Origin of the sequence: Hyphomicrobium sp. (assembly GCF_035687085.1) — a bacterium.
GTDB lineage: Bacteria > Pseudomonadota > Alphaproteobacteria > Rhizobiales > Hyphomicrobiaceae > Hyphomicrobium_B.
In genome coordinates, this window is the sequence record NZ_DASRYS010000011.1 from 89765 (window position 1) to 114624 (window position 24860).

Here is a 24860-nt window from a genome sequence, read left to right on the forward strand (position 1 = left end):
GAATTGCCCCCGTGTGCCGCCGACCCCCAATTCACATGCGAGCTGTCGGCGGCAGCGTCACACTCATGCGTCGTTTCTTATAGTCGTTTTAGTCGTTTCTTATGGTCTTGAAGGCTCTTAGGTCCCCTGCAGCGGGTGTTGGAACTTCGCTTCGGCCCCCCGATTCGAACTCCTAACCTGCTGCGCACCATACCGCTTTTAACGATTCAGAAAGCCTCCGGAAAGTGGTAAGTTTACGTCACTCACACGGGATTCGGCATGACCTCAGCCCGTACCTGTCAAACGCCGCCAAACGTTCAAAATGTCGTTGAAATTCACGAAAACCATCAACATCATCAAGAGCGCTAAGCCCACCTGAAAGCCCATCTGCTGAAGGCGCTCACTGGCGGGTTTCCGGCGAACGGCTTCGAAGGCGTAGAACATAAGGTGTCCGCCATCGAGAACCGGGATCGGCAGCAAATTTAGAAATCCGATGTTGGCCGAAATAAAGGCAATCCAGCGGAGCATGGGTTCTATGCCGAGCTGGGCGACCTTCGCCGTCACTTCCGCCATCATGACGGGCCCGCCCATCTGCTCGGCCGACTGGCGGCCGGTGATGATGTCGCGAAGTCCGGCCACCGTCTGAGCCAGATTGACATAAGTCTCGGACACGCCAAGCGCGATCGCTTCAGGCAGGCTCACCTCAACGGTCTTGACCTTGTCGGGAGAGATCGCGCGCTGGATGCCGATCAGGCCGCGCCGGAACGTCCGGCCCATGGCGTCCTTCTGCTCATCGATGCTTGGCGTCGCGTTGAGCACAATCGTCTCGCCGCCGCGCTCGACCTTGAACTTGAGTTCCTCGCCGGCGCTGGAGCCGACGATCCGCTGCAGGTCATCGAATTTCGAGATGTTGTTGCCGTTGATGGCGAGGATCATGTCGCCGGGCTTGAAGCCAGCCTTATCGGCAGGCGAGTTGGCAATGACGGCATCGACGAGCGGCGGCAGAATGTGCACGCCGACCGTGGCGTTGAGCCCGGCGTAAATCACGATGGCGAGCAAAAAGTTGGCGATCGGACCGGCGGCGACGACCGCGGCGCGCTTGCTCACGGACTTGCCGTGGAACGACCCCGCCTGATGCTCCGGCGCCAGCTTCTTCTCGCCGCCAAACGAAGCCGCATTCTCATCGTCGATGAACTTGACGTAGCCGCCGAGCGGGATCCAGGCGAAGCGCCAGCGCGTGCCGTGCTTGTCGTAAAACCCAAAGATTTCAGGGCCAAAGCCGATCGAAAAGGCCTTGACGGTGACGCCGCACCAGCGCGCCACGAGAAAATGCCCGAGCTCGTGGATGAACACGACGAGCGTCAGCACGAGCAGGAACATGATCCCGTATTGCCAGATCCCACCCGCGACCGACGTCAAGAAGTCCATTTGAAATCCTTCGTGTGCTGACTGAACAGCGAAAAATCCGACCGCTGAACGCGTGCGGCTCTAGTAACTATAACTACCGAGTTTCTCTTCCGAGAGATAGCGAGCCCGAGCGTCCACTGCCAGTATATCGTCCAGGGTTTCTGCGGGGCAAATCGCGCCCTGCCGCTCTGCCGCATCAAGGGTTTCCTCCACGAGGGCGGCCATATCCAGGAATTTGATGCGCCGTTCGAGGAAGGCTTTGACCGCCACCTCGTTGGCGGCGTTCAGCACGGCCGGGGCCGTGTCGCCTCGCCGCATCGCCGCCCGGGCGACGCGGAGGGCGGGGAAGCGGGTCTCATCGGCCTCCTCGAACGTCAGCGTGGCGAGTCGGGCAAGGTCCAGCTTCTCGGTCGGTGCGACCATCCGGTCAGGCCAGGCGAGCGCGACGGCGATGGGCGTGCGCATGTCGGGCGGCGCCAATTGGGCGAGGACGGAGCCGTCCACGTAGCTCACGAGGCAATGGACGATCGATTGAGGGTGGACGATGCAGTCGAGCGCATCGACGGTGACGGGGAAGAGGTGGAAGGCCTCGATAAGCTCCAGGCCCTTGTTCATCATGCTGGCGCTGTCGATCGTGATTTTGGCGCCCATCGACCAGTTGGGATGTTTCAGCGCCTGTTCGGGCGTCGCGGCCTCAATTTGCTTGTAGGTCCAGGTGCGGAACGGGCCCCCGGAGGCGGTCAGCACGATTTTCTCGATGGAGGCCGGGTCGGCGCCGGCCAGAGCCTGGAAAGCTGCCGAATGTTCGCTGTCGACGGGCAGCAGTTCGGCGCCTGCGCGGGCGACCTCGGCCGTGAAGACGTGCCCGGCGGAGACGAGGCATTCCTTGTTGGCGAGCGCCACGCGGGCCCCCTGGGACGCCGCTGCAAACGTGGGTCTCAGCCCGGCTGCGCCGACGATCGCCGCCATGACGCAATCTGCGGGCTCGAGCGCGGCTTCGACGAGAGCGGCCTCTCCTCCCGCGGCCCGGATGCCGGTTCCGGAAAGGGCTTCCTTCAGCTCGCCCAAGCGGCTTTCATCGCCGATGACCGCAAGCTTGGCCTTATGCCGGCGCGCGATGGCGGCAAGTTCGATGGCGTTGGACTGCGCCGTCACCGCGACGATCTCAAAGCGGTCAGGCGTGCGCGAGACGAGATCGAGCGTGCTCGTTCCGATCGAACCCGTGGCGCCCAGCACGGTCAGGCGCATCGGCCGTGACGCGTCCGCCGGCCCGGGGCGCGCGGCCAAGCCTCGCCCAGTCGACCGAGAAGGAACGCTTGCTGTCACTGCCATTCGTTATGACCCGTAGAGAAGTGCGCGAGCGGGCGCAAATGCATCGATGCTGAAAGCGACCAGGGCGGCCAGGATGCTCGCCGTTACGAGGCCATCCATGCGATCCATGAACCCGCCGTGGCCGGGTATCAAGCCGCCTGAGTCTTTCAATCCGAAGTGCCGCTTCAGCGCTGATTCGGCCAAGTCACCGCATTGGGCAACCAATCCTATGGCAAGACCGAGGCTTGCGAGCCATCCGGGGCTGCCGCTCCCCGTGAAAAGCGCGAAAAGCAGGCCGGCCAGTGCTGCTGCAGTCACACCGCCGATCAGGCCCGACCACGTCTTGTTCGGTGAGACGGCCGGCCAGAGCTTCGGGCCGCCAATGGTGCGGCCGCTGAAGTAGGCTGCGATATCGGTCACCGCGACGGCCAGCACGACGTAGAGCGTCGCGAGAAATCCCAAGGGCTCGTCCGAGCGAAGCCAGCCCAGCGCCACCACAGGCAGAGCCGTATAAAGGACGCCCGCGGCCGACAGTTGCGCGCGGCCCGAGTTCGCTGAAAGAGCGGCAACGGCGGCGGCACCGGCGATGGCGGCGGCGACGCCCCATCCCGGCATATCATTCAGCACCAGGACCGTGGCGATGAGCACTACGGCGGCGTGCGCAACGAACGCAGGGTCGGGCATCTCATCCCGGACGATGTGTCCCCACTCCCATGTCATTGCCACGGCGACGAGAAACGTCAGCACGATGAAGGCCGCGGGGCTCCAGTAGAGCATGGCCAGGGCGACAACGGCGATGGCGGAGCCCGAGGCGATGCGCAGCCTCAGCTCTTGCGGAATGAAATCGAGCGCGCCTCCGAGAGGCGGCCGCTGATCGTCTGGACCTTCGGGCGGCATTGGTCTTGCCCTCAAGCGGTCGAGCGTTTGGTGAGGCCGCCGAAGCGGCGTTCACGCGAGCGGAATTCGTCTATGGCCACTTCAAATGCGGCCTTGTCGAAGTCCGGCCAATAGCAATCGAGAAAAACGAACTCGGAATAGGCGGTCTGCCAGAGCAGGAAGTTCGACAGGCGCATCTCGCCGGACGTGCGGATCAGCAGGTCCGGATCGGGGATGCCGGAGGTATCGAGCGCGTTGGCGATGCGTTCGACCGTGATGTCGGACGGCGCCAGCGTGCCTGCCGCTACCTCTTCGGCGAGCTTGCGGGCGGCGCCTGCGATTTCCGACCGCGAGCCGTAGTTGAAGGCGATGACGAGCGTCAAAACATCGTTGTTGCGCGTCAGCTCGACGGCTTCGTCGATCAGCGTCGTCAGCTCACTGTCGACGTGTTGACGCTGGCCGATCACGCGGATGCAGACGCCGGCTTCGTGCAGCTCGGCGAGATCGCGGCGGATGAATCGCTTCATCAGGCCCATGAGATCATCAATCTCTTCGACCGGGCGCTTCCAGTTCTCGGACGAGAAGCTGAAGATCGTCAGATATGTGATCTTCAGCTCGATCGCGGCGCGGACGGCGCGGCGGACAGCCTCCACGCCCTGGCGGTGGCCGAGCGCGCGCGGCAGGCCCCGTTCGCGGGCCCACCGGCCGTTACCGTCCATGATTATAGCGACGTGGCGCGGCGGGACCAGGACTGCCGATCGGTCGTCGGTAGGCTTCGCTGCTGCCGCCACTGTCGAATGGCCCCTGGGCTCAAGATCTCAAAATTGATGTTTTGACGTCCTGCCCCCGAAAAGGGCCAGCCCATCAAACCTTCTGAATTTCCGCTTCTTTTGTGACCAGAGTGGAGTCGATCTCCTTGATGAGGCGATCTGTCAACTCCTGGACCTTCTCGGAATTGCCCCGATGGTCGTCCTGGCTCATTTTGCCGTCTTTCTCAAGCTTCTTGAGAAGATCCATGGCATCGCGGCGCACGTTGCGGACCGAAACCTTGGCCTGCTCGGCGTACTTGTGAGCGAGTTTGACCAGCTCCTGTCTGCGGTCGGCCGTCAGCGCCGGGATCGGGAGACGGAGGATCTGGCCGTCGGTGATGGGGTTCAAACCGAGGTTGGCTTCGCGGATCGCCTTATCAACGGCGATCACGTTGCTGCGGTCCCAGACCTGAACCGTGATCATGCGCGGCTCAGGGACTGAAACCGTTGCGACCTGATTCAGCGGCATACGCGAGCCGTAGACCATGACCTGGACAGGATCGAGAAGGTTGGCGCTGGCGCGGCCGGTGCGAAGGCCGGAGAACTCGCGCTTCAGGGCGTCGATGGAAGCGCGCATGCGCTTTTCGATTTCTTTGATGTCGTGGACTGCTAGTGCCATTTTCCTGTTCCTCCAAGCGCGCGAAGCCCCAAATCATCGCCGCCGCAAAGCGAGTGGCGCGACGACGGGCTTTCAGCGGCTTTCAGCCGGCTCCCTCGATAAGAGTCTGGCGAGCTTCTCCGCGCAGAGCTTTCAAGAGATTTCCCGGTTCTTCGATCGAGACCACAATTAGCGGAAGTCCGTTATCGCGGGCAAGGGCAATGGCCGCGCCATCCATCACTTTGAGATCATTGGCCAAAACTTCCGAATACGTCAGCGTGTCGTAGCGGACCGCGTTTTTGTGCTTCTTGGGATCCGCCGAGTAGACGCCGTCGACTTGTGTCGCCTTCAGTACGGCGTCGCAGTTCATCTCGATGCCGCGCAGGACGGCTGCCGTATCGGTCGTGAAGAATGGGTTGCCGGTACCGGCAGCGAAGATGACGACGTTGCCGCGGCCAAGGTATGAGAGGGCCTTCGGCCGGACGTAGCTCTCGCAGACGGTCGGCATCGGAATGGCCGACAGAACGCGTGCCTGGACGCCACGATGTTCGAGCGAATTCTGCAGCGCGAGTGCATTCATCACCGTGGCCAGCATGCCCATGTAGTCGGCCGTCGCGCGATCCATGCCCTTGGCCGCACCGCTCAAGCCGCGGAAGATGTTGCCGCCGCCGACGACCACCGCAATTTCGGCCCCCTCCGCGACTGCGCCGGCGATGTCGTTTGAAAGCCGGTCAGCGACCGACATGTCGATGCCGTAGGGTTGGGAGCCCATCAAAGCTTCGCCCGAGAGCTTCACCAGTAGCCGCTTGTACTTGAGACCCTGAGCTCCAGGCATCCGCATCACTCCCATCAGCACGACAATCTAAATTGGCGAAGAAAAAACCGGCCGGTCGCGAGGACCGGCCGGCTGATACCTAACCCGCTCTGGCGATTCCGGCCAGCGCCTCCGGTCCACGCCGCTTTGGCCGCATGGCCGGGCGTGAAGCTTAGCTGCCGCTCGCGAGCTTGCGGACTTCCTCGCCGAAGTCCTCTTCCTTCTTGTCGATGCCTTCGCCGAGAGCGTAGCGGATGAAGCCTGCGACCTTGATCGGGGCGCCAACCTTGCCTTCGGCTTCCTTGACGGCCTGCGCGACCGTCTTGCCGGTGTCGTGGATGTACTGCTGCTCGAGCAGGCAGTTCTCCTTGGCGAACGCTTTGACGCCACCGGCGATGATCTTCTCGAGAACGTCGGGCTTCTTGCCCTGGTTCTTGTCGGCGAGAATGGCCTTCTCGCGTTCGATGACTTCGGCGGGCACGTCGGAGATGTCGAGTGCGACGGGGCTCGCGGCTGCAACGTGCATCGCGATCATGCGTGCGAGTTCGAACAGCGAAGGCTCATCACCGGCGCTTTCGAGCGCGACGAGCACGCCGATCTTGCCGAGGCCGTCAGCCACGCGGTTATGGACGTAGTCGGCGACGACGCCTTCCTTGACGGCGAGAGCCGCGGTCCGGCGAACGGTCATGTTCTCGCCGATCGTTGCGACGGCTTCCTGGATCGTCGTCTCGACCGTGTTCTTGCTGCCGGGATAGGTTGCAGCCAAAAGCGCCTTGAGGTCGCCCTTCGCGGCCGGAGCAAGCGACGTGATCTCGCGGACGAGCGTCTGGAACTGCTCGTTGCGGGCAACGAAGTCGGTTTCCGAGTTCACCTCGACGACGGCGCCTTCGCGGCCTTTCGCGACGATGCCGATGAGGCCGTCGGCGGCGACGCGGCCCGACTTCTTGGCAGCCTTCGACAGGCCCTTCTTGCGGAGCCAGTCGACAGCGGCTTCGATGTCACCGTTGGTTTCCGTCAGCGCCGTTTTGCAATCCATCATGCCGGCGCCGGTCATGTCGCGCAGCTTCTTTACATCTGCAGCGGTGATCGTCGTCATTTGTGTCACCTATGAGGTTCGAGGCGCCACGACGGGCGCCTCATATCAGTTCATTCACAGTCGTGCGTGGCAGCGCTCAGTTCAATGCCCGAGCGCCGCCTCTGCCGATCAAACGGCGGCTGCTTCGACGAGCTTCTTGGCCTGGGCGACCCAGTCTTCCTTGGCGATCTGGCCCTTGAGCTTCAGCTGGCGATCGAGCGACTCAGCGTAGTCGGGCGTGAGATCGGCGATCTGCCAGAAGTGGTAGACGCCAGCGTCGTTGAGGCGCTGCTCGACCTTGGCGTTGATGCCGGCGATGCGCTTCAGGTCATCGGCTTCGCCACGCGGCGCTTCGATGCCCTTGAAGACGACCTTCGGCAGATCTTCAGCAGGCGGCGTCTCGGAGGCACCGATGTCAACGCCCGAAGCACCCTGCGAGCGCTCGAGACCATCGAGAGCGGCGCGTGCCATCAGATCGCAATAGAGCGTGATCGCGCGACCGGCGTCGTCGTTGCCCGGAACCGGGTAATCGATGCCGTCGGGATCGCAGTTGGTATCGACGATCGCAACGATCGGGATGCCGAGCTTGCGCGCTTCCTGGATCGCGATCGCTTCCTTGTTCGTGTCGATGACGACGAGGAGGTCGGGCGTGCCGCCCATGTCCTTGATGCCGCCGAGCGACTGGTTGAGCTTGTCGCGCTCGCGCGTGAGGTTCAGGACTTCCTTCTTCGTGCGGCCCTGCGGATCGGCAAGGATCTCATCGAGCTGGCGCAGACGGCGGATCGACTGCGAAACGGTCTTCCAGTTGGTCAGCGTGCCGCCGAGCCAACGGTGGTTGATGAAGTACTGGGCGCTGCGCTTTGCAGCTTCAGCGATGCCGTCGGAAGCCTGACGCTTCGTGGCGACGAAGAGCACGCGGCCGCCGCCGGCGACCGTGTCGGAGACCTTGAGCAGAGCCTGGTGCAACAGCGGCACGGTCTGCGTGAGGTCGAGAATGTGGATTTTGTTGCGCGACCCATAGATGAACGGTGCCATCTTGGGGTTCCAGCGGTGAGCCTGGTGGCCGAAGTGAACGCCAGCTTCCAATAGCTGACGCATGTTGAAGGCAGGAAGTGCCATCGTAATCTTTCCTTTTCCGGTTAGACCTCCGCGAGACTTGAGAAGAAATCCGCCAGCCATTTCAAAAGCTTAGCTGATCTCCACCGGAGCGCGATGCGGGGCTTTTCATCCGCATTGCGCGAGCGTCTCGCGTGTGAGATGGCGGCTATATACGGGGGATCGGGATATTGTGCAACCCGTAGACGAGGTTAGATCGCCCCAGGCGCTCGGCCGGCGGCTTTCCCCCCTGCCCCTAACATTCACTGAAGAACAGAAAACGCACCGCGGCTGCCGTGCTTTAGTTCGGCCCGCAGTGCGTTTCAGATTTTTCCGAGATTTATTCGAGATTTGGTTCTCGACCCTCAGGCAGGGTCCAGCGGCATCGTGCGCGTACTTATTGGCACTTGCTGTCGAGCGTTGAGAGAGCCTCGTCCATGGCTTTAGCTTCAGGCGAATTGTCGGCGGCTTCCTCAGCCGAGTCCCAAGCATCAGCGAAATCATCGCCCAAGGTTTCGAAGTAGCCGTCGATTTCATCGCCAGCGGCTTCAGCTTTCTTCTCGTCGTCGCCGATCTCGTCCATCTTCTTCGACATTGCGCAATAGGCTTTGACCTTCGCGGGATCGGACGCCACTGCCTCGAGATTGGTCTTGATTTCAGCCGCGCTCAATTTTTTGTCAGCAGCGTGAGCGCCCGGAGCGAGCAGCAAACCGACGACCAGAGCGGCGTAGAATTTGGACATGTTGTGCCTCTTATTTGGCTAGCTCAAAGGAGCGGAGCTATGGACGCAAACTGTGTCAGAAGAAGGCAGCGCTGGAGCGCTACCTTCACCCGGTTTGCAGGCGCTTAGCGCCAGAAGCAGTGACGATGACCGTGACGATAGCGGCAGATCCACTTCTTGCCGTGACGGTGGTGGCGATGGAAGCGCTTGTGGTGACGGTGCTTCTTGTAACCGGCCTGTTCAGCCACGGTTTTATCAGCGTGAGCACCAATGCCGTTGAGGCCGGCACCGGCAATTCCGGCATTTGCACCGCCGGCAGCGCCGAGGGTGACGGCTGCGAGGACTGCTGCAGCGATCAAGCTCTTTTTCATGGATAGGCTCCTATCGAAAATCAGACGCGTCTCTCACGTCTGCAGCCATAACGTCTATCGCGAGAAAAAGCCGTCGGTGATGACAATAAAAATTTGATGCGTGGAGAATCAGCCGCCGATCCGCAACCGCCGGTTTTAAATCTCGATGATTTCCGAGACGATTGGCAGTGCCTCTATGCGAAGCGCTTCACGCGGAGAAACATCGTATCGGCCCGGTAATAGAAATTCCATTTCCCGATTTCGATCATCCAGTGCAAGGACAATGCGAATTTCCCCGCCGCGCGCATTGGGTTTCAGGAATTTGCCGACGTCGGAAACCGGCGCCGCCTTTGCGACAACGGACTTTCGATCGAGAACCAACTTGAGATTGCGCGGGACCGCGGCGGCGGCTTTGTCCAATTCTTCAATGGATTGCACACGCAGCTTCATTGTTTCGCCGTCGCGCTCGGCTTCCACCGAGACGATCACGGGCGTTCCGGGCTCGAGCAGATGACGGCTCGCGGCCAAGGTGTCGGAGAAGATGATCGCCTCGAACTGGCCGGTCGCGTCAGAAAATGTTGCGAACGCGAACTTGTTGCCCTTCTGGGAGCGCCGTTCGCGCGCTGCGATGACGATACCGGCGAGGCGGCCCGCGCTAGCGCCGCGCATGACGAGCGCTTCGAATTCGCCGACCTTCTTTACACCGAGCTTTCCGAGCACGCGGTCATACTGATCGAGCGGATGGCCAGAGAGGTAGAAGCCGATGGCTTCGAACTCGGCCGACAGCTTCTCCATGCTCGTCCACGAGGGCGTTGCGCGGAGCACAAGATCGGCTGGCTTTCCAGCGGAGCCAAAAAGATCGGAAATGCCTTGCGCCGCGTCGGCGGTTCGCCGCTGCGCGGACGCAAGAATTGTATCGGCATTGGCGGCGACGAGCGCGCGATTGGAATTCAGCCCATCGAATGCGCCGGCCTTGGCCATCGTTTCGACGGCGCGTTTGTTCAGTGCCTTGGCATCGACGCGAGCTGCGAAATCGCCCAGCGAGCTATAGAGACCGCCCGCCGTCCGCTCGCTGACGATCGCTTCGACGGCACCGGCGCCGATATTCTTCAACGCCGCAAGCGAATAGCGGATGGCGCCCGTCTTGAAATTGCCTGAGGGCGGCTCGACGCCGAAATCGACGCCCGATTGATTGACGCACGGTGGCAGCATTCTGATGCCGGACTTTCGGGCTTCCGATGCAAACATCGCGAGCTTGTCGGTATTGCCCATATCGAGCGTCATTGACGCGGCGAAGAATTCCTCGCGGAAATTCGCCTTTAAATAGGCCGTGTGATAGCTGACGAGGGCATAGGCCGCCGCGTGCGATTTGTTGAAGCCGTAGCCCGCGAACTTATCGACCAATTCGAAGATGTAGATTGCGTCTTCTTTCTTGACGCCATTGGCGAGCGCGCCTTCGACGAAGCGCGCTTGCTGCTTGGCCATTTCGGCCTTGTCTTTCTTACCCATCGCGCGGCGCAGCAAGTCAGCTTGGCCGAGCGTATAGCCGCCCATCACCTGAGCGATCTGAATGACCTGCTCCTGATAGATGATGACGCCGTAGGTTTCCTTCAAAATGCCTTCGAGCATCGGATGGAGGCAGTCGACCGGCTCTTCGCCGTGCTTGCGGTTGATGTAGGTCGGGATGTTGTCCATCGGACCGGGGCGATAGAGCGCCACCATAGCGATGATGTCTTCGAAGCGGTCGGGTTTCAGCCGCTTCAAGCTTTCCCGCATGCCCGTACTTTCGAGCTGGAACACGCCGGCCGTGTCGGCCTTGGCGAGCATCTCGTAGGCGGGCTTATCGTCGAGCGGGAGCGCCGCCAGATCGATATCGATGCCGCGGCCGCGCTTGATCAATTCCACTGCCTTGGCGAGAACCGTCAGCGTCTTCAAGCCAAGGAAGTCGAACTTCACGAGGCCCGCCGCCTCGACCATTTTCCAGTTGTATTGCGTGATCGGGAAGTGCGATTTCGGATCGCGATAAAGCGGCACGAGCTCTTCGAGCGGCCGGTCGCCAATCACCATACCGGCGGCGTGCGTCGAGGCGTGGCGATAGAGACCTTCGAGCTTCTCAGCGATTTCGAGCAGGCGGGCGACGATCGGCTCGCTGTCGCGTTCTTCCTGCAGCTTGGGCTCGCCGTCGATCGCCTCTCGCAGCGTAACCGGATTGGCGGGATTGTTCGGCACGAGCTTGCACAGCCGATCGACCTGACCGTATGGCATTTGCAGAACGCGGCCGACGTCGCGCAACACGGCGCGCGCCTGCAGCTTACCGTGCGTGATGATCTGCGCGACGCGATCGTCACCGTACTTCTTCTGCACGTAGTCGATCACGCGATCGCGCTTTTCCTGGCAGAAGTCGATGTCGAAGTCCGGCATCGAGACGCGTTCGGGATTGAGAAAGCGTTCGAACAGCAGGCCGAAGCGCAGCGGATCGAGATCCGTAATCGTGAGCGCGTAAGCGACGAGCGAGCCCGCACCCGAACCACGGCCCGGACCGACCGGCACGCCATTCGCCTTCGACCATTTGATGAAGTCGGCGACGATGAGGAAGTAGCCGGGGAACTTCATCTGTGTGATGACGTCCACCTCGTAGGCGAGGCGCTTATCGTAGTCCTCGACCGTGAAGCCTTGCGCGGGCCCGTGCGCATCGAGGCGGCGCTTCAGTCCCTCGATCGCCTGCCGCTTCAGCTCGGCCGCTTCGAGGGCGAGGTTTTCCGCGTCGCTCAGATTGGCGTCGCCGGCGACGAAGCGCGGCAGAATGGGCTTGCGGCCTTCGGGCCGGTACGCGCAGCGAATGGCGATTTCGATGGTGTTTTCGAGCGCCTCGGGAAGGTCGGCAAAGAGCGCCGCCATCTCGTCTTCGCTCTTCAGGTAGTGCTCGGGGCTGGCGCGGCGGCGATTGTCTTCGACGACGTAGCGGCCGTCGGCGATGCAGAGCAGCGCGTCGTGCGCCTCATAATCCCCGCGCACGGCGAAATAGCATTCGTTCGTTGCGACGATGGGCAGACTGCGCGCGTAGGCGAGTTCAAGCAGCTGCGGTTCGACCTCTGCTTCTTCAGGAAGCCCGTGGCGCTGCAGCTCGATATAGAGGCGATCCCCGAAAATCTTCTCCAGCGTCTTTAACCGCTCGACTGCCAACTCGTGCTGGCCATCGCGGAGCGCCGCATCAATCGGGCCTTGCGGACCGCCCGTCAGCGCGATGAGGCCGCCCGACAGCTCCTCCAACCGCGCGATCTTGACGTGCAAAGGCTCGTCTGCGGCCGACTCGAAGTTCAGCGCTTTCGAAAGGCGCATGAGGTTGGCGAAACCCTCAGCGTTCATCGCAAGCAGCGCGAGCTTGCCCGCGGGCTTCACGCGCGGCTCGTTGCTCATGGCCTTGAGCGCGATGGTGCCGTTGTCGCGATTGTCGCCGAAGTCGATATCGAGCGTCGTGCCCGAAATGGGCTGAACACCCGCGCCCCAGAGCTTCTCGGAAAATTCGAGCGCGCCGAAGAGATTGTTCGTATCGGTCAGCCCGAGCGCGGGCAGGTTCATCGCGGTCGCAAGCTTGGCGAGCTTCGCAATCGGCAGCGCGCCTTCGAGCAGCGAGTAAGCCGAATGCACCTTGAGGTGGACGAACTTCGGGTTTCGTGCGGGTAGCCGAATCGGGTGTGCCATATCGCTAGGTTATGTAGGCGACGGGCCGCCGCAAGCCAAACGATCCGATGCGCACAAGTGCGAGCACAAGCCGTGGCGAAGCAGAAACGTTCAGCGGACGTGCGCCAGGGAGATTTCGACGAGACGGCCTTCATGAACCTGCAGAACGCGGTCCATCCGGGCTGCGAGTTCCATGTTGTGCGTCGCGATCAGCGCGGCCACGCCTTGCCCGCGAATAACATCGATCAGCTGGCGGAAGACATGCTCCGACGTATGAGGATCGAGGTTGCCTGTCGGCTCGTCGGCGAGCAGAAGCCTCGGGCTGTTGGCAAGGCCACGGCAGATCGCGGTGCGCTGCTGTTCGCCGCCCGACAGTTCGGCAGGGCGATGGCGTTCGCGTCCGGCCAGGCCGACGCTCGCCAGAAGCTTGTGCGCGTGCGCCTCGGCGGCCTTCCGGCTCGTCCCCATGATGAGCTGCGGAATGACGACGTTTTCGAGCGCGCTGAATTCCGGCAGCAGCTGGTGGAACTGATAGACGAAGCCGATTTCCTTGCGCCGCAGTTTCGTGCGCTCGGCTTCCGCCAGCGTGGCACAGTCGCGGCCGTTGATGACGACGCGGCCGCTGGTCGGAGATTCAAGCAGCCCCGTGATGTGGAGCAGCGTCGATTTACCGGCGCCGGATGGGCCTACGAGCGCCACGGCTTGGCCGGGCCAGAGCACGGCATCGACGCCCTGCAGAACCACGATCTCCTTTTCGCCCTGGCGGAAGGAGCGCGTGACGTTCTCGAGCTGCAAAATCGGCGAAACGGATGTGGTGTCCATGGATCTCACTCGTACCGCAACGCTTCGACGGGATCGAGCTTCGACGCTTTCCAGGATGGATAGAGCGTCGCCAGCACGGAGAGCAGGAGCGCCATCAGAACGATGCCGCCTGTCTCGTGAACATCGATCTCAGCGGGCAGCTTCGTCAGATAGTAGACGCTCGGATCGAAGATCGTGGTGCCTGAGACCCACGAGACGAAGTTCTTGATGGTCTCGATATTCCAGCAGAAGACGATGCCGAGGACGAGGCCCGCGAGCGTACCGACGACGCCGATGGAGGCGCCGGTGATCAGGAATATTCGCATCACCGCGCCTTTGGTAGCGCCCATCGTTCGCAGGATGGCGATGTCGCGGCCCTTGTCCTTCACGAGCATCATCAGGCCAGAGATGATGTTCAATGCGGCGACGAGCACGATGAGCGAAAGAATGATGAACATCACGTTCCGCTCAACGGCGAGCACGTTGAAGAACGTCTCGTTGCGCTGGCGCCAGTCGTTGATGGTGATCGAAGGACCGATGGCATCGCGGATGGCACTGTTGTAGTGATCGACCGCTTCGGGATCATCGACGACGACTTCGACGACGTCGACCTCGCCGTTCTTCGAGAAATATTTCTGCGCTTCCGGCAGCGGCATGAAGATCATCATGCGGTCGTATTCGGACATGCCCAATTCGAAGATCGAGGTGATCTGATACGCCTTGGACCGGGGCGCGTTGCCGAACGGCGTTGCTGCTCCGCGCGGTGAGACGAGCGTCACGGTATCGCCGAGGCCGACGCGCAGCTGATTGGCAAGCCGCACGCCCATCGCGATGCCCGTCTGCTGGTCAAAGCCATCGAGCGTGCCGGCGCGGATGTTACCCGATACGAGCTTCAGCGATTTGAGATCGCTTTCTCTGACGCCGCGCACGAGGCCGCCCAGCGCCTGAGTGTTGGAGGAGACCATTACCTGGCCTTCGATGACCGGCATGGCAATGACGACGCCTGGCACTTTCGAAATCTCGTCTGAGACCTCGCTGTAGTCCGTGAACGGATCGCCGAGTTTCTGGACGATGACGTGGCCGTTGAGGCCCATGATCTTGGAGAAGAGGTCGTGGCGGAAGCCGTTCATCACGGCCATGACGATGATGAGCGTCGCGACGCCCAGCATGATGCCAAGGAACGAGAACCCGGCGATGACCGAGATGAAGCCTTCCTTGCGCCGCGCGCGCAGATAGCGTCCCGCGATCATCCACTCGAAAGCGGAGAATGGTGCCGTGCTGCCGGACGCCGTGCGTTCGCCGCCCAACCCAGCCGAGGCTTCACTGTGCCCTGAAACAGTCATCGTGGCCTCACCCCCGTTACCCCAATCGCGCGCCGAATCGCAGCTCCCTGTGTCGCAGTTAAGGCCACGGGACCGCATTTCAGCCGATTTAGTATGCCCGTGCGATGAGCACGTACTCCTTCGCCGGTTCCCCGGTGAAGAAGCAGGCTTCTGCGGCCTTCTCCTGTTCGAGCGGGGCATTGCGGATGGTCAACTTCAGTGCCTTCAGCCGGTCCGCAATGCTCTCGAGTGCTGCCCCTTCAGGACGCGACCATGCCACACGCACCCAGCCCTTGAAGGCGCCCGCCTCTTCGTCCCCCTCGCCCGGGCCGAAGTAGGCTTCGAGTTCCTCGAACGATTTGATGCTGGTGATGATGTTGGAATCAAGCCGCGCCTTCGCCTCGTTGTAGAGGTTCGCCTGGATGTCGGCGAGGAGCGCGGAAGCACCTGCAACGAAGTCGGCGCGCGGCATCGTCTGCGAGACGACCTTGTCGCCGTCGCGCAGGCGGTCGCGGCGCATGAAGGTGACGTTGCCGCCGCTCGCATCGCGGCCACCGATTTCGACGATGACGGGCGCGCCACGGCGGACCCAGTTCCAACGTTTTTCGGCCGACTTGATGGGCTTCACGTCGACGAGCGTGCGGATGCCTGCAGCCTTCAGTTCTTTCTCGAGCGACGCGCAATATTCGATGAGTTCGGCGTCTTCCGGCTTTTCGCGCAGCATCGGAACGAGCACGATCTGACGCGGCGCGATTGCCGGCGGCAGACGCAAGCCGTCGTCATCGCCGTGGGTCATGATCACGCCGCCGATAAGACGCGTGGAGACGCCCCAGCTCGTCGTATGGCAGAAGGTCAGTTCGCCCTTGGCGTTCTGGAACTGGATGTTCTGCGCTTCCGCGAAATGCGTGCCGAGGTAATGCGAGGTCCCCGCCTGAAGGGCCTTACCATCCTGCATCATTGCTTCGATCGAATAGGTGTTGTCGGCGCCGGGGAAGCGCTCGTTCGCCGGCTTCTCGCCCGCGATGACCGGCATCGCCAGCACGTTCTCAGCGAAGGTGCGGTAGACTTCGAGCATCTTCAGCGTTTCGGCGACCGCATCTTCGCGATCGGCGTGGGCGGTGTGGCCTTCCTGCCAGAGAAATTCCGCCGTCCGCAGAAAGAGACGCGTACGCATTTCCCAGCGCACGACATTCGCCCACTGATTGATCAGCAGCGGCAGATCGCGATAGCTCTTCACCCAGCGCTGGAAGGCGTCGCCGATGATCGTCTCGGACGTCGGGCGAACGATCAGCGGCTCTTCGAGCTTGGCGTCGGGATCGACCACCAGCTTGCCACCCTCGTTCTTCAAACGATGGTGCGTGACGACCGCCATTTCCTTGGCAAAGCCTTCGACGTGCTCGGCCTCTTTGGCGAGGAAGCTCATCGGGATGAAAAGCGGGAAATAGCAGTTCTCGTGACCCGTATCCTTGATGCGGGCGTCGAGCTCGGCCTGGATGCGTTCCCAGACGCCCCAGCCCCACGGCTTGATGATCATGCAGCCGCGGACGGGGCTCGTCTCGGCCATGTCGCCGTCGCGCACAATCGCTTGGTACCACTCGGGGAAATTCTGTTCGCGGGTGACGGAGAGGGCGCGCTTGCTCATCGTGCGGCCTCCGGCGCGGCATGGCGCGAGAAATCGGGGCGGCAGGGGAAGACGTCTGTGATGCGCATTGCGGGCTCGCTCGTTAAATCCGCGCGGGCGAGCCGCGCCTTAAGTCTCTACGAAATCAGGAATTGAGCCCCAGCCGAATAGCCTTTTCATGCTGGCGTTGCAACGGCGCAAAGCCGCCCGTCCGGGGGCTTTGCTCGCTTGGCCAAGCACCTTTGCGGCATTCGGCTGTGGGTAACGCGCGAGCAGATCTCAGAGATTGGCGATCACGGCATAGACGCCGGCGAAGGTGACCCCGCAGACAAGCGTATTCACCCAGAAAAGCTTGAAGACGTTCATTTTGTGCGGAGCGCTTTCGGACGTGCCGGGAACGATCTCACCAGCCTCGTCCTGCGTTTTCGCGAAGAAGGGCAGCACGGCGAAGAGCGTGATGAACCACAGGCAGAAGAACGTTGCCAAAGCTACTGACGTACGCATTGCACTGACCTCAATTCTTCAAGCTGCGCCGGGTCTGCTTCAGACCTGCTCGAGTTCGACGAGCGTGCCGCAGAAATCCTTCGGATGGAGGAACAGCACGGGCTTACCGTGCGCGCCAATCTTCGGTGTGCCGTCGCCCAGAACGCGGGCGCCCTGGCCTTTCAGCTGGTCGCGCGCGGCGATGATGTCTTCGACTTCGTAGCATACATGATGGATGCCGCCGTCGGGGGACTTTTCCAGGAATTTCGCGATCGGCGAGCCTTCGCCCAGCGGTTCCAGCAGCTCGATCTTGGTGTTGGGAAGCTCGATGAAGACAACCGTGACACCATGCTCAGGCTGGGCGAGCGGCGGTCCGACCTGCGCTCCAAGCGCGTTTTTGTAGACCGCGGCAGCCTTTGCGAGATCTTTGACAGCTATGGCGACGTGGTTAAGGCGTCCAATCATGCTTTCCGTCTCCGATGGAGCAAATCGAGCCACTTTTTAAGGGCGAACTTCAGGTTTTGCCATCCACCACGGACACCAGCACTTTGACAACCGGCTTCTTGCCCCATGCTTCGTTAATGGCAGCGCGCACGGACCGCAGCACCGCGTCCTGCACCATGCCGTGATCGGCGCGGCGCTTGGGCGGAATTGAGCGCAGGGTGCCGTCAATCGCATCGAGCACAATCTCGCGCATCGAATCCCCGTCGCGATCGGCGGCCGGAATGCCTTCGAGCACAACGCCTGGCTCGGCGATGATTTCGCCGCGGCGCGTCAGCACGAGCGAGACGACGGCGATGCCGACATAAGATAGTTTGCGCCGGCTCTTAACGGGGCCTTCGACGTCTGGGACGATCAGATTGCCATCGCGATAAAGCCGCCCGACCGGGATCTTGTCGATGACGCCGGCCGTTCCCGGCCAAAGTTTCAGGACGTCGCCGTCGCCGATCACGTGGGCTTCGCTGGCGCCGCATTCGCGGGCGAGCCTGCCGTGCGCCTTGAGGTGGCGCGCCTCGCCGTGCATCGGAACCGCGATCTTCGGACGGATCCAGTAATACATGTCCTTGAGCTCATCACGGCGCGGATGGCCGGTGACATGCACGAGGGCCTCCGCGTCTGTGATGATGTCGACACCCAATCGCGCCAAGCCGTTCTGGACGCGGGCTACAGCGCGCTCGTTCCCCGGGATGGTGCGCGAGGAGAAGATGACGAGATCGCCCTTGTCGAGCGAGATATCGGGATGTTCGTCCTCGGCGACACGCGCCATCGCTGCGCGCGATTCGCCTTGGCTTCCGGTGCAAAGGACGACGACTTTGTCGCGCGGCAGATCGGAGAAGCGCTGCTGATCTAGGTAGGTGAAGCCTTGCGGCAGGTAGCCGGTCTCGATCGCGACCTCGATGATGCGATGAAGCGCGCGGCCAGCCACGACAAGCGTGCGGCCGGCCGCATTGCACGCGGAGATGATAGAGGCGACACGGGCGACGTTGGAAGCAAAGAGCGTGACGGCGACGCAACGCGGCGCGTCGGCAATGATCTTGTGCAGCGTGGCGGCGACGTCCGATTCCGATGCCGAGCGACCTTCGCGCAATGCGTTCGTGGAGTCGCCGATGATGGCGAGGACGCCCTCGTCGCCGATCGCGGCGAGCCGCGCTGCATCGTGGGGCCTGCCGACCACGGGCGTCGGATCAAGCTTCCAGTCTCCGGTGTGGAAGACGAGACCGGCGGGCGTGCGGATGGCCAACCCGTTCGGCTCCGGGATCGAATGCGTCAATGAAACGAATTCGACGTTGAAGGGACCTGCGTCGAAGCGGCCTCCGAGCGGCACTTCCTTGATCGGCAGCGTGATGGTGCCGCCGAACTCGCCGGCTTTGATCTTCAGCATTCCCGCCGTGAAGGGCGTTGCGTAGATCGGGCATTCGAGCGACGGCCAGAGGTCGATGATGGCGCCGACGTGGTCTTCGTGCGCGTGCGTCAGAACGAGGCCAACGAGGTTTTGCCGCTCAGCGACGATGAAGCGAAGATCGGGCAGCACGACATCGGCGCCCGGCTCGCTCTCATGCGGGAACGTGACGCCGAGATCCACGAGCAGCCACTTGCGCGCTTTCGGCGGGCCGAAGCCGTAGAGATAGACATTCATGCCGATCTCGCCGAGCCCGCCCAGGGCGGCAAACACGAGTTCGTCGGGACGCGAGTTCGTCCGTTGCGAAGGCGAAATGCGATCGCTCATGACGTTTCATCACCCGCAACCTGGCTGACGAGCATGACGTCGCCGTAGCTGATTTCTTTGATCTCGCCGTCAACGTCTGCCAGCAGAGCGCCCGTTTCGGAAAGACCCTGATAAGTTGCAGATAAAGGTCCGGCGGCCGTATTGATGACGATGGGCTCGCCAACGGCGCCTGCGCGTTGCAGCCAGGCTTCGCGGATTTCGGAAAAGCCCTCCCCTCCCCGCCAGCTGTCAAGCCAAGAGAAGATTTTTTCTGACAGCGTCTCGGTGAAAGCGAGCGGCTCTGGAGGTTTGCCGTACTGGCCGAGGGCCGTTACGGCACGGCCGAGCGCGCCGGGAGAGGTGATCAAATTCAAGCCAAAACCTAAAACCGCTAAAAAGCCGGAGCCTGCACGAGCGGACGTGCTTTCGACCAGAATTCCTCCCGCCTTGGCACGACCTATCAAAATATCGTTCGGCCATTTGAGGCGAAGATCGGTTCCGGGCGCAAGGTCCATTGTGGCCCGAACGGCGTCTATCACCGCAATTCCAGCGAGTAGTGACAATTGGCCCGCCTTCTCCAGCGGCGCCTCGCACCGGAAGGCGACGCTGGCGTGAAGGTTACCCGGTTCCGAAGCCCAGGCCCGGCCGGAGCGGCCCCGGCCGCCGGTCTGGCGGTCGGCTAAGACCCAGAGCGGCAGCTCCTCGCCGGAGAGGGCCAGCCGCATGGCGTCCGCGTTCGTCGATCCGGTCTCAGGGAGATGGACGATGCGAGGCACGGAAGAGCCGTTCATCTAGAGCTACTTTGCGGGCACTAGCACCGAAGCTGCGGCTGTTGCTGCATCCACCACGGTGCCGCCGACGAAGGGCAGAACGAATGCCACGACGAAGGCCGCCGACAGCGCCATGACTGCAAAGGTCCGGCCTTCGGTCGGCGAGAAGCGCTCTGCCGGCTCATCGAAGAACATGATCTTCACGACCCGCAGATAGTAGTAGGCGCCGACGACGCTGGTGACGACGCCGATGACCGAGAGCGGGTAAAGGCCCGCCTTGATCGCCGGCAGGAACACGTACCACTTGGCCCAGAAGCCCGCGAGCGGCGGGATGCCGGCCAGCGAGAACATCAGCACGGCCAGGACCGTCGCGAACGTCAGGTTGGTTTTGGCCAGTCCCGACAGGTCGGAAATGCTTTCGACGTTGCGGCCATCGCGCTGCATCGCGAGAACGCAGGCGAAGGCGCCGAGCGTCATGGCGACGTAGATCACGAGGTAAATTAGAACGCCGGCGGTGCCCTCGGTGTTGTTGGCCGCAAGCCCGATCAGGGCGAAGCCGACGTTGCCGATCGAGGAGTAGGCGAGCAGGCGCTTGACGTTGTTCTGGCCGATCGCCGCGAACGAGCCGAGCGCCATCGAGGCGATGGCGACGAAGATGATGATCTGCTGCCACTGCGAGGCGATGCCCGGCAGCGCCACCTGCGTAAAGCGCAACAGAAGTGCCATGGCCGCGATCTTGGGCGCTCCCGCGAAGAAGGCGGTCACGGGTGTCGGCGCGCCTTGATAGACGTCCGGCGTCCACATGTGGAACGGCACGGCGGCGACCTTGAACGCCAATCCCACGAGAACGAACACGAGGCCGAACGTCAGGCCGATGTTCGATGCCATTTCCGGCATGCTCGCGGCCGAGGCGATCGTGGCGTAGCTCGTCGAGCCGGTGACGCCATAGAGCATGGAAGCGCCGTAGAGCAGCATGCCCGACGACAGCGCGCCGAGGACGAAGTACTTCAGGCCCGCTTCGCTCGATCGCACGTCTTCGCGCTTGAAGGCGGCGACGACGTAGAGCGCGAGCGACTGCAGCTCGAGGCCAAGATAGAGCGCGATGAGGTCGTTGGCCGAGACCATCATCAGCATGCCGAGCGTCGCGAGAAGCACGAGCACCGGATATTCGAACAGCAAGAGCTTTGCGCGGCCGAAGGTGTCGAACGTCATCAGCAGCGTCAACGCCGCGCCGATCAGGATGACGATCTTCAGGAAGCGGGTGAATCCGTCGGAGACGAAGGCGCCGCCGAAGATGGCGGACGAGCCGCTGCCTTCGAAAACCGCGAAGGCAGCAACGATCAACACGGCGATCGCCAGCCACGTCACCGTGCGGCCGGCCGCTTCGCCGTCCTTCGAGAAGACGCCGACCATCAGCAGCGCGATGGCGCCGATCGCGAGTATCAGCTCCGGCAGAACGACATGTAGGACCGAGCTATCCATTATTGGGTTCCTTCAGGCGCCGCCGATGCGGCCGCCGTCCCCTGTGCGGATTGATAGTTTTGGACGAGGTTCTTCACCGATGTCGCCGTCACGTCGAGGACGGGAGCGGGATAGACACCGTAGAAAATCGTCAAGATCAGCAGCGGCGCCAGGATCGCGATCTCGCGCGGGGAGAGATCGAGAAGCTTCTTGAGCGCCGGCTTATCGAGCACGCCGAACACCACGCGACGGTAGAGGTAAAGCGCGTAGGCGGCCGACAGGATGACGCCGGTCGTCGCCAGGATCGCGACCCAGGTGTTGGCCTTGAAGGCCGCAAGCAGCGTCAGGAATTCGCCGATGAAGCCGCTCGTGCCAGGCAGGCCGACGTTCGCCATGGTGAGCACCATGAAGGCGACGGCGTACTTCGGCATGCGTTCGACAAGGCCGCCGTAGGCCGCGATCTCGCGCGTGTGCGTGCGGTCATAGATGACGCCGACGCAGAGGAAGAGCGCCGACGAGATGAGGCCGTGCGACAGCATCTGGAAGATGGCGCCGTCGATGCCCTGCTGCGAGGCCGTGAAGATGCCCATCGTCACGTAGCCCATGTGGGCGACGGACGAGTAAGCGATGAGCTTCTTGATGTCTTCCTGCACCAGCGCGACGAGCGAGGTGTAAATGATGGCGACGATCGAGAGCGTATAGACGAGCGGCGCCAGATCGGCGGACGCGTTCGGGAACATCGGCAGCGAGAAGCGCAAGAAGCCGTAGCCGCCCATCTTCAGGAGGATGCCGGCGAGGATGACGGATCCGGCGGTGGGCGCTTCGACGTGCGCGTCGGGAAGCCAGGTGTGGACCGGCCACATCGGCATCTTCACCGCGAAGGATGCGAAGAACGCGATCCATAGCCACCACTGCATTTCAGGCGGGAACTTCGTCTGCAGCAGCGTCGGGATGTCGGTCGTGCCGGCGTGCCAGTACATCGCCATCATGGCGAGCAGCATCAGCACGGAACCGAGCAACGTATAGAGGAAGAACTTGAAGCTCGCGTAGACGCGCCGCTTGCCGCCCCAGACGCCGATGATGATGAACATCGGGATCAGGCCGCCCTCGAAGAAGAGGTAGAAGAGGACCATGTCGAGCGCGCAGAAGACGCCCAGCATCAGCGTTTCCAGGACGAGAAACGCGATCATGTATTCCTTGACGCGGTTCTCGATCGACACCCAGCTCGCCAGGATGCAGATCGGCATCAGGAACGTCGTCAGGATGACGAACAGCATTGAGATGCCGTCGACGCCCATCTTGTATTTCAGCGGCCCGAGCCAGGCGTGCTCTTCGACGAACTGGAAGCCCGCGGTGTTGTTATCGAAGTTGATCCAGATCAGCAGCGATACCGCGAAGGTGACGAGCGTCGTCCAGAGCGCGATCCAGCGCGCGTTGCCCTTGGCTTCAGCGTTGAGCGTAGCAATGAGCAGCGCGCCGACGAGCGGCAGGAAGGTGACGACAGAGAGAATGTTGCTCATTTGAGCACCCCGCCAAAGAGCCCGTTATAGGTGAGCCATGTCAGGATGGCCGCGACGCCGATCAGCATCGCGAAGGCGTAGTGGTACATGTAGCCCGTCTGCATCTTGACGACGCGGTCAGTGATACGGACGACGCCTGCTGCCGTGCCGTCGATTGCGCCGTCGATGACGGCACCGTCGCCGTCCTTCCAGAGGAAGCGGCCGATCGCGAACGCAGGCCGCACGAAGATCAGATTGTAGAGCTCATCGAAGTACCACTTGTTGAGCAGGAACAGGTAGAGCGGACGGAAGGTCCGAGCCGTTGCTGCCGGCAGCCAGGGCGCTCCGATGTAGTAGACCCAGGCGATGCCGAAGCCCGCGAGCATGGCGATCAGCGACGAGTAAGGGACCCATCCCGGCACCTGATGCATTTCGTGCAGGATGTGATTGTGCTCGCCGCGGAAGATTGCAGCGCCCCAGAACGCGCTCTCGTCGTGGCCCATGAAGTAGGGCGCGAAGAGAATGCCGGCCAGGACCGCGCCGAGCGAGAGCACGACGAGCGGCACCATCATGGTTGGCGGGCTTTCATGCGCGTGATCAAAGGTGTGATGATCGGCGCGCGTTTGGCCGTAGAAGGTCATGAAGATCAGACGCCAGGAGTAGAACGACGTCATCAGCGCCGCGACAACGAGCAGCCAGAACGCGTAGCCGTTGGGCGTGTTGGCTGCGTACGCCGCCTCGATGATGGCATCCTTTGAATAGAAGCCTGCAAAGCCCACGAGATGCGGGATGCCGACGCCGGTCAGGGCGAGCGTGCCGATCAGCATGGCCGCGAACGTGTACGGGATCTTCTTCCGCAGTCCGCCCATCGCGCGCATATCCTGCTCGTGATGCATGGCGTGAATTACCGAGCCCGCGCCCAAGAACAACAGCGCCTTGAAGAAGGCGTGTGTGAAGAGATGGAACACGGCGACGCCGTACGCGCCGATACCGCAGGCGACGAACATGTAGCCGAGCTGCGAGCACGTCGAATACGCGATGACGCGCTTGATGTCGTTCTGCACGAGGCCGACGGTTGCTGCGAAGAACGCTGTGATCGCGCCGATGAACGTCACGACAACGAGCGCGTTCGGCGCCAGTTCAAAGATCGGCGACAGGCGGGCGACCATGAACACGCCGGCCGTCACCATCGTCGCGGCATGGATCAGCGCGGAGACCGGCGTCGGGCCTTCCATCGCGTCCGGCAACCACGTGTGCAAGAGGAACTGTGCGGACTTGCCCATCGCGCCGACGAACAGCAGGAGCGAGAGCGTGGTCAGGATGTCGACTTCGTAGCCCGCGAAATTGAAGCTCTTGCCGACGGCGCTCGGCGCAGCCGCGAAGAGCGCGTCGAGGTTCACCGTGTGGAAGACGAAGAACAGGCCGAAAATGCCGAGCGAGAAGCCGAAGTCGCCGACGCGGTTGACGATGAAGGCCTTCATCGCCGCGGCATTGGCTTCGGGCTTCTGATACCAGAAGCCAATGAGCAGATAGGATGCGAGACCGACGCCTTCCCACCCGAAGAACATCTGCACGAGGTTGCCGCTCGTCACCAGCATCAACATCGCGAAGGTGAAGAGCGAGAGGTAGGCGAAGAACCGCGGCCGCGAGGGATCCTCGTGCATGTAGCCGATGGAATAGAGATGCACGAGCGACGAGACGGTCGTGACCACGACGAGCATGACAGAGGTCAGCGTGTCGATCTTCAGCGACCATGAGACGTCGAGTTCGCCCGAGGTGATCCAGCGCAGAAGCGTGATCTCGCGCGTCTCATGCCCGAAGCCGACCTGAACGAAGACGACCCACGACAGCACGGCTGCGATCATCAGGAACGCGGTCGTGACGATCTCGCTCGGCCTGTCGCCGATGGCACGGCCGAAGAAGCCCGCGATCAGCGCGCCTGCAAGCGGCAGAAAAACGATGGCGGCGTAAATCATTCCCG

Annotated in this window: 21 protein-coding genes; all 21 read right to left on the reverse strand. The window is 62.2% G+C overall.

Annotated features, from left to right (window positions below):
- Positions 1-264: 264 nt before the first annotated feature.
- The 21 genes from rseP to nuoL all read right to left on the reverse strand — a co-directional run bounded on the left by rseP (position 265) and on the right by nuoL (position 24855).
- Positions 265-1407, reverse strand: coding sequence for an RIP metalloprotease RseP (rseP, locus tag VFG26_RS08960; RefSeq protein WP_325024426.1), 1143 nt, complete (start codon positions 1405-1407; stop codon positions 265-267).
- A gap of 60 nt (positions 1408-1467) precedes the next feature.
- Entirely contained in the window at positions 1468-2718 is a 1251-nt protein-coding gene (gene dxr, locus VFG26_RS08965) for a 1-deoxy-D-xylulose-5-phosphate reductoisomerase (protein WP_414653273.1), read from the reverse strand.
- 3 nt (positions 2719-2721) lie between these two features.
- Positions 2722-3594 carry a phosphatidate cytidylyltransferase gene (locus VFG26_RS08970; protein ID WP_325024429.1) on the reverse strand — a complete coding sequence of 291 codons (873 nt, stop codon included), beginning with the start codon at positions 3592-3594 and terminating at the stop codon, positions 2722-2724.
- Between the two features lie 11 nt (positions 3595-3605).
- Positions 3606-4364: an isoprenyl transferase gene (locus tag VFG26_RS08975; RefSeq protein WP_325024431.1), complete on the reverse strand. Its 759-nt coding sequence runs from the start codon at positions 4362-4364 to the stop codon at positions 3606-3608.
- A gap of 73 nt (positions 4365-4437) precedes the next feature.
- Positions 4438-5001: a ribosome recycling factor gene (gene frr, locus VFG26_RS08980; RefSeq protein ID WP_325024433.1), complete on the reverse strand. Its 564-nt coding sequence runs from the start codon at positions 4999-5001 to the stop codon at positions 4438-4440.
- An 82-nt stretch (positions 5002-5083) separates the two neighbouring features.
- Positions 5084-5815: a UMP kinase gene (gene pyrH / locus VFG26_RS08985; RefSeq protein WP_414653274.1), complete on the reverse strand. Its 732-nt coding sequence runs from the start codon at positions 5813-5815 to the stop codon at positions 5084-5086.
- A 151-nt stretch (positions 5816-5966) separates the two neighbouring features.
- Positions 5967-6890, reverse strand: coding sequence for a translation elongation factor Ts (tsf, locus tag VFG26_RS08990; RefSeq protein ID WP_325024437.1), 924 nt, complete (start codon positions 6888-6890; stop codon positions 5967-5969).
- Positions 6891-6998: 108 nt separating this feature from the next.
- Positions 6999-7988 carry a 30S ribosomal protein S2 gene (locus VFG26_RS08995; protein WP_325024439.1) on the reverse strand — a complete coding sequence of 330 codons (990 nt, stop codon included), beginning with the start codon at positions 7986-7988 and terminating at the stop codon, positions 6999-7001.
- Between the two features lie 373 nt (positions 7989-8361).
- Positions 8362-8706 carry a hypothetical protein gene (locus VFG26_RS09000; protein WP_325024440.1) on the reverse strand — a complete coding sequence of 115 codons (345 nt, stop codon included), beginning with the start codon at positions 8704-8706 and terminating at the stop codon, positions 8362-8364.
- A gap of 104 nt (positions 8707-8810) precedes the next feature.
- The gene (locus VFG26_RS09005; protein WP_325024442.1) at positions 8811-9056 is read right to left on the reverse strand and encodes a hypothetical protein; all 246 of its coding nucleotides are present in this window, start codon (positions 9054-9056) and stop codon (positions 8811-8813) included.
- A 135-nt stretch (positions 9057-9191) separates the two neighbouring features.
- Positions 9192-12737, reverse strand: coding sequence for a DNA polymerase III subunit alpha (dnaE, locus tag VFG26_RS09010; RefSeq protein WP_325024444.1), 3546 nt, complete (start codon positions 12735-12737; stop codon positions 9192-9194).
- A gap of 90 nt (positions 12738-12827) precedes the next feature.
- Positions 12828-13538, reverse strand: coding sequence for an ABC transporter ATP-binding protein (locus tag VFG26_RS09015; protein ID WP_325024446.1), 711 nt, complete (start codon positions 13536-13538; stop codon positions 12828-12830).
- 5 nt (positions 13539-13543) lie between these two features.
- Entirely contained in the window at positions 13544-14767 is a 1224-nt protein-coding gene (locus tag VFG26_RS09020; RefSeq protein WP_325024548.1) for a lipoprotein-releasing ABC transporter permease subunit, read from the reverse strand.
- A 181-nt stretch (positions 14768-14948) separates the two neighbouring features.
- Positions 14949-16481, reverse strand: a complete 1533-nt coding sequence (gene proS, locus VFG26_RS09025) for a proline--tRNA ligase (protein WP_325024448.1) — start codon at positions 16479-16481, stop codon at positions 14949-14951.
- 258 nt (positions 16482-16739) lie between these two features.
- A complete protein-coding gene (locus VFG26_RS09030; protein ID WP_325024450.1) occupies positions 16740-16964 on the reverse strand; it encodes a DUF1467 family protein in 225 nt (74 codons plus the stop codon).
- Positions 16965-17003: 39 nt separating this feature from the next.
- Positions 17004-17408: a methylmalonyl-CoA epimerase gene (mce, locus tag VFG26_RS09035; protein ID WP_325024452.1), complete on the reverse strand. Its 405-nt coding sequence runs from the start codon at positions 17406-17408 to the stop codon at positions 17004-17006.
- Between the two features lie 49 nt (positions 17409-17457).
- Entirely contained in the window at positions 17458-19170 is a 1713-nt protein-coding gene (locus VFG26_RS09040) for a ribonuclease J (protein ID WP_325024454.1), read from the reverse strand.
- On the reverse strand, positions 19167-19940 hold the full coding sequence (locus VFG26_RS09045) for a biotin--[acetyl-CoA-carboxylase] ligase (protein ID WP_325024456.1): 774 nt from the start codon (positions 19938-19940) through the stop codon (positions 19167-19169). The genes VFG26_RS09040 and VFG26_RS09045 overlap by 4 nt, the downstream gene beginning before the upstream one ends.
- 6 nt (positions 19941-19946) lie before the next feature.
- Positions 19947-21401, reverse strand: a complete 1455-nt coding sequence (gene nuoN / locus VFG26_RS09050) for an NADH-quinone oxidoreductase subunit NuoN (protein ID WP_325024458.1) — start codon at positions 21399-21401, stop codon at positions 19947-19949.
- Positions 21401-22900, reverse strand: coding sequence for an NADH-quinone oxidoreductase subunit M (locus VFG26_RS09055; protein WP_325024460.1), 1500 nt, complete (start codon positions 22898-22900; stop codon positions 21401-21403). Before VFG26_RS09055 ends, nuoN begins: the two co-directional genes overlap by 1 nt.
- Positions 22897-24855 (reverse strand): NADH-quinone oxidoreductase subunit L, encoded by a 1959-nt coding sequence (gene nuoL / locus VFG26_RS09060; protein WP_325024462.1) that lies wholly within the window; start codon positions 24853-24855, stop codon positions 22897-22899. The genes VFG26_RS09055 and nuoL overlap by 4 nt, the downstream gene beginning before the upstream one ends.
- Between the last annotated feature and the right edge of the window lie 5 nt (positions 24856-24860).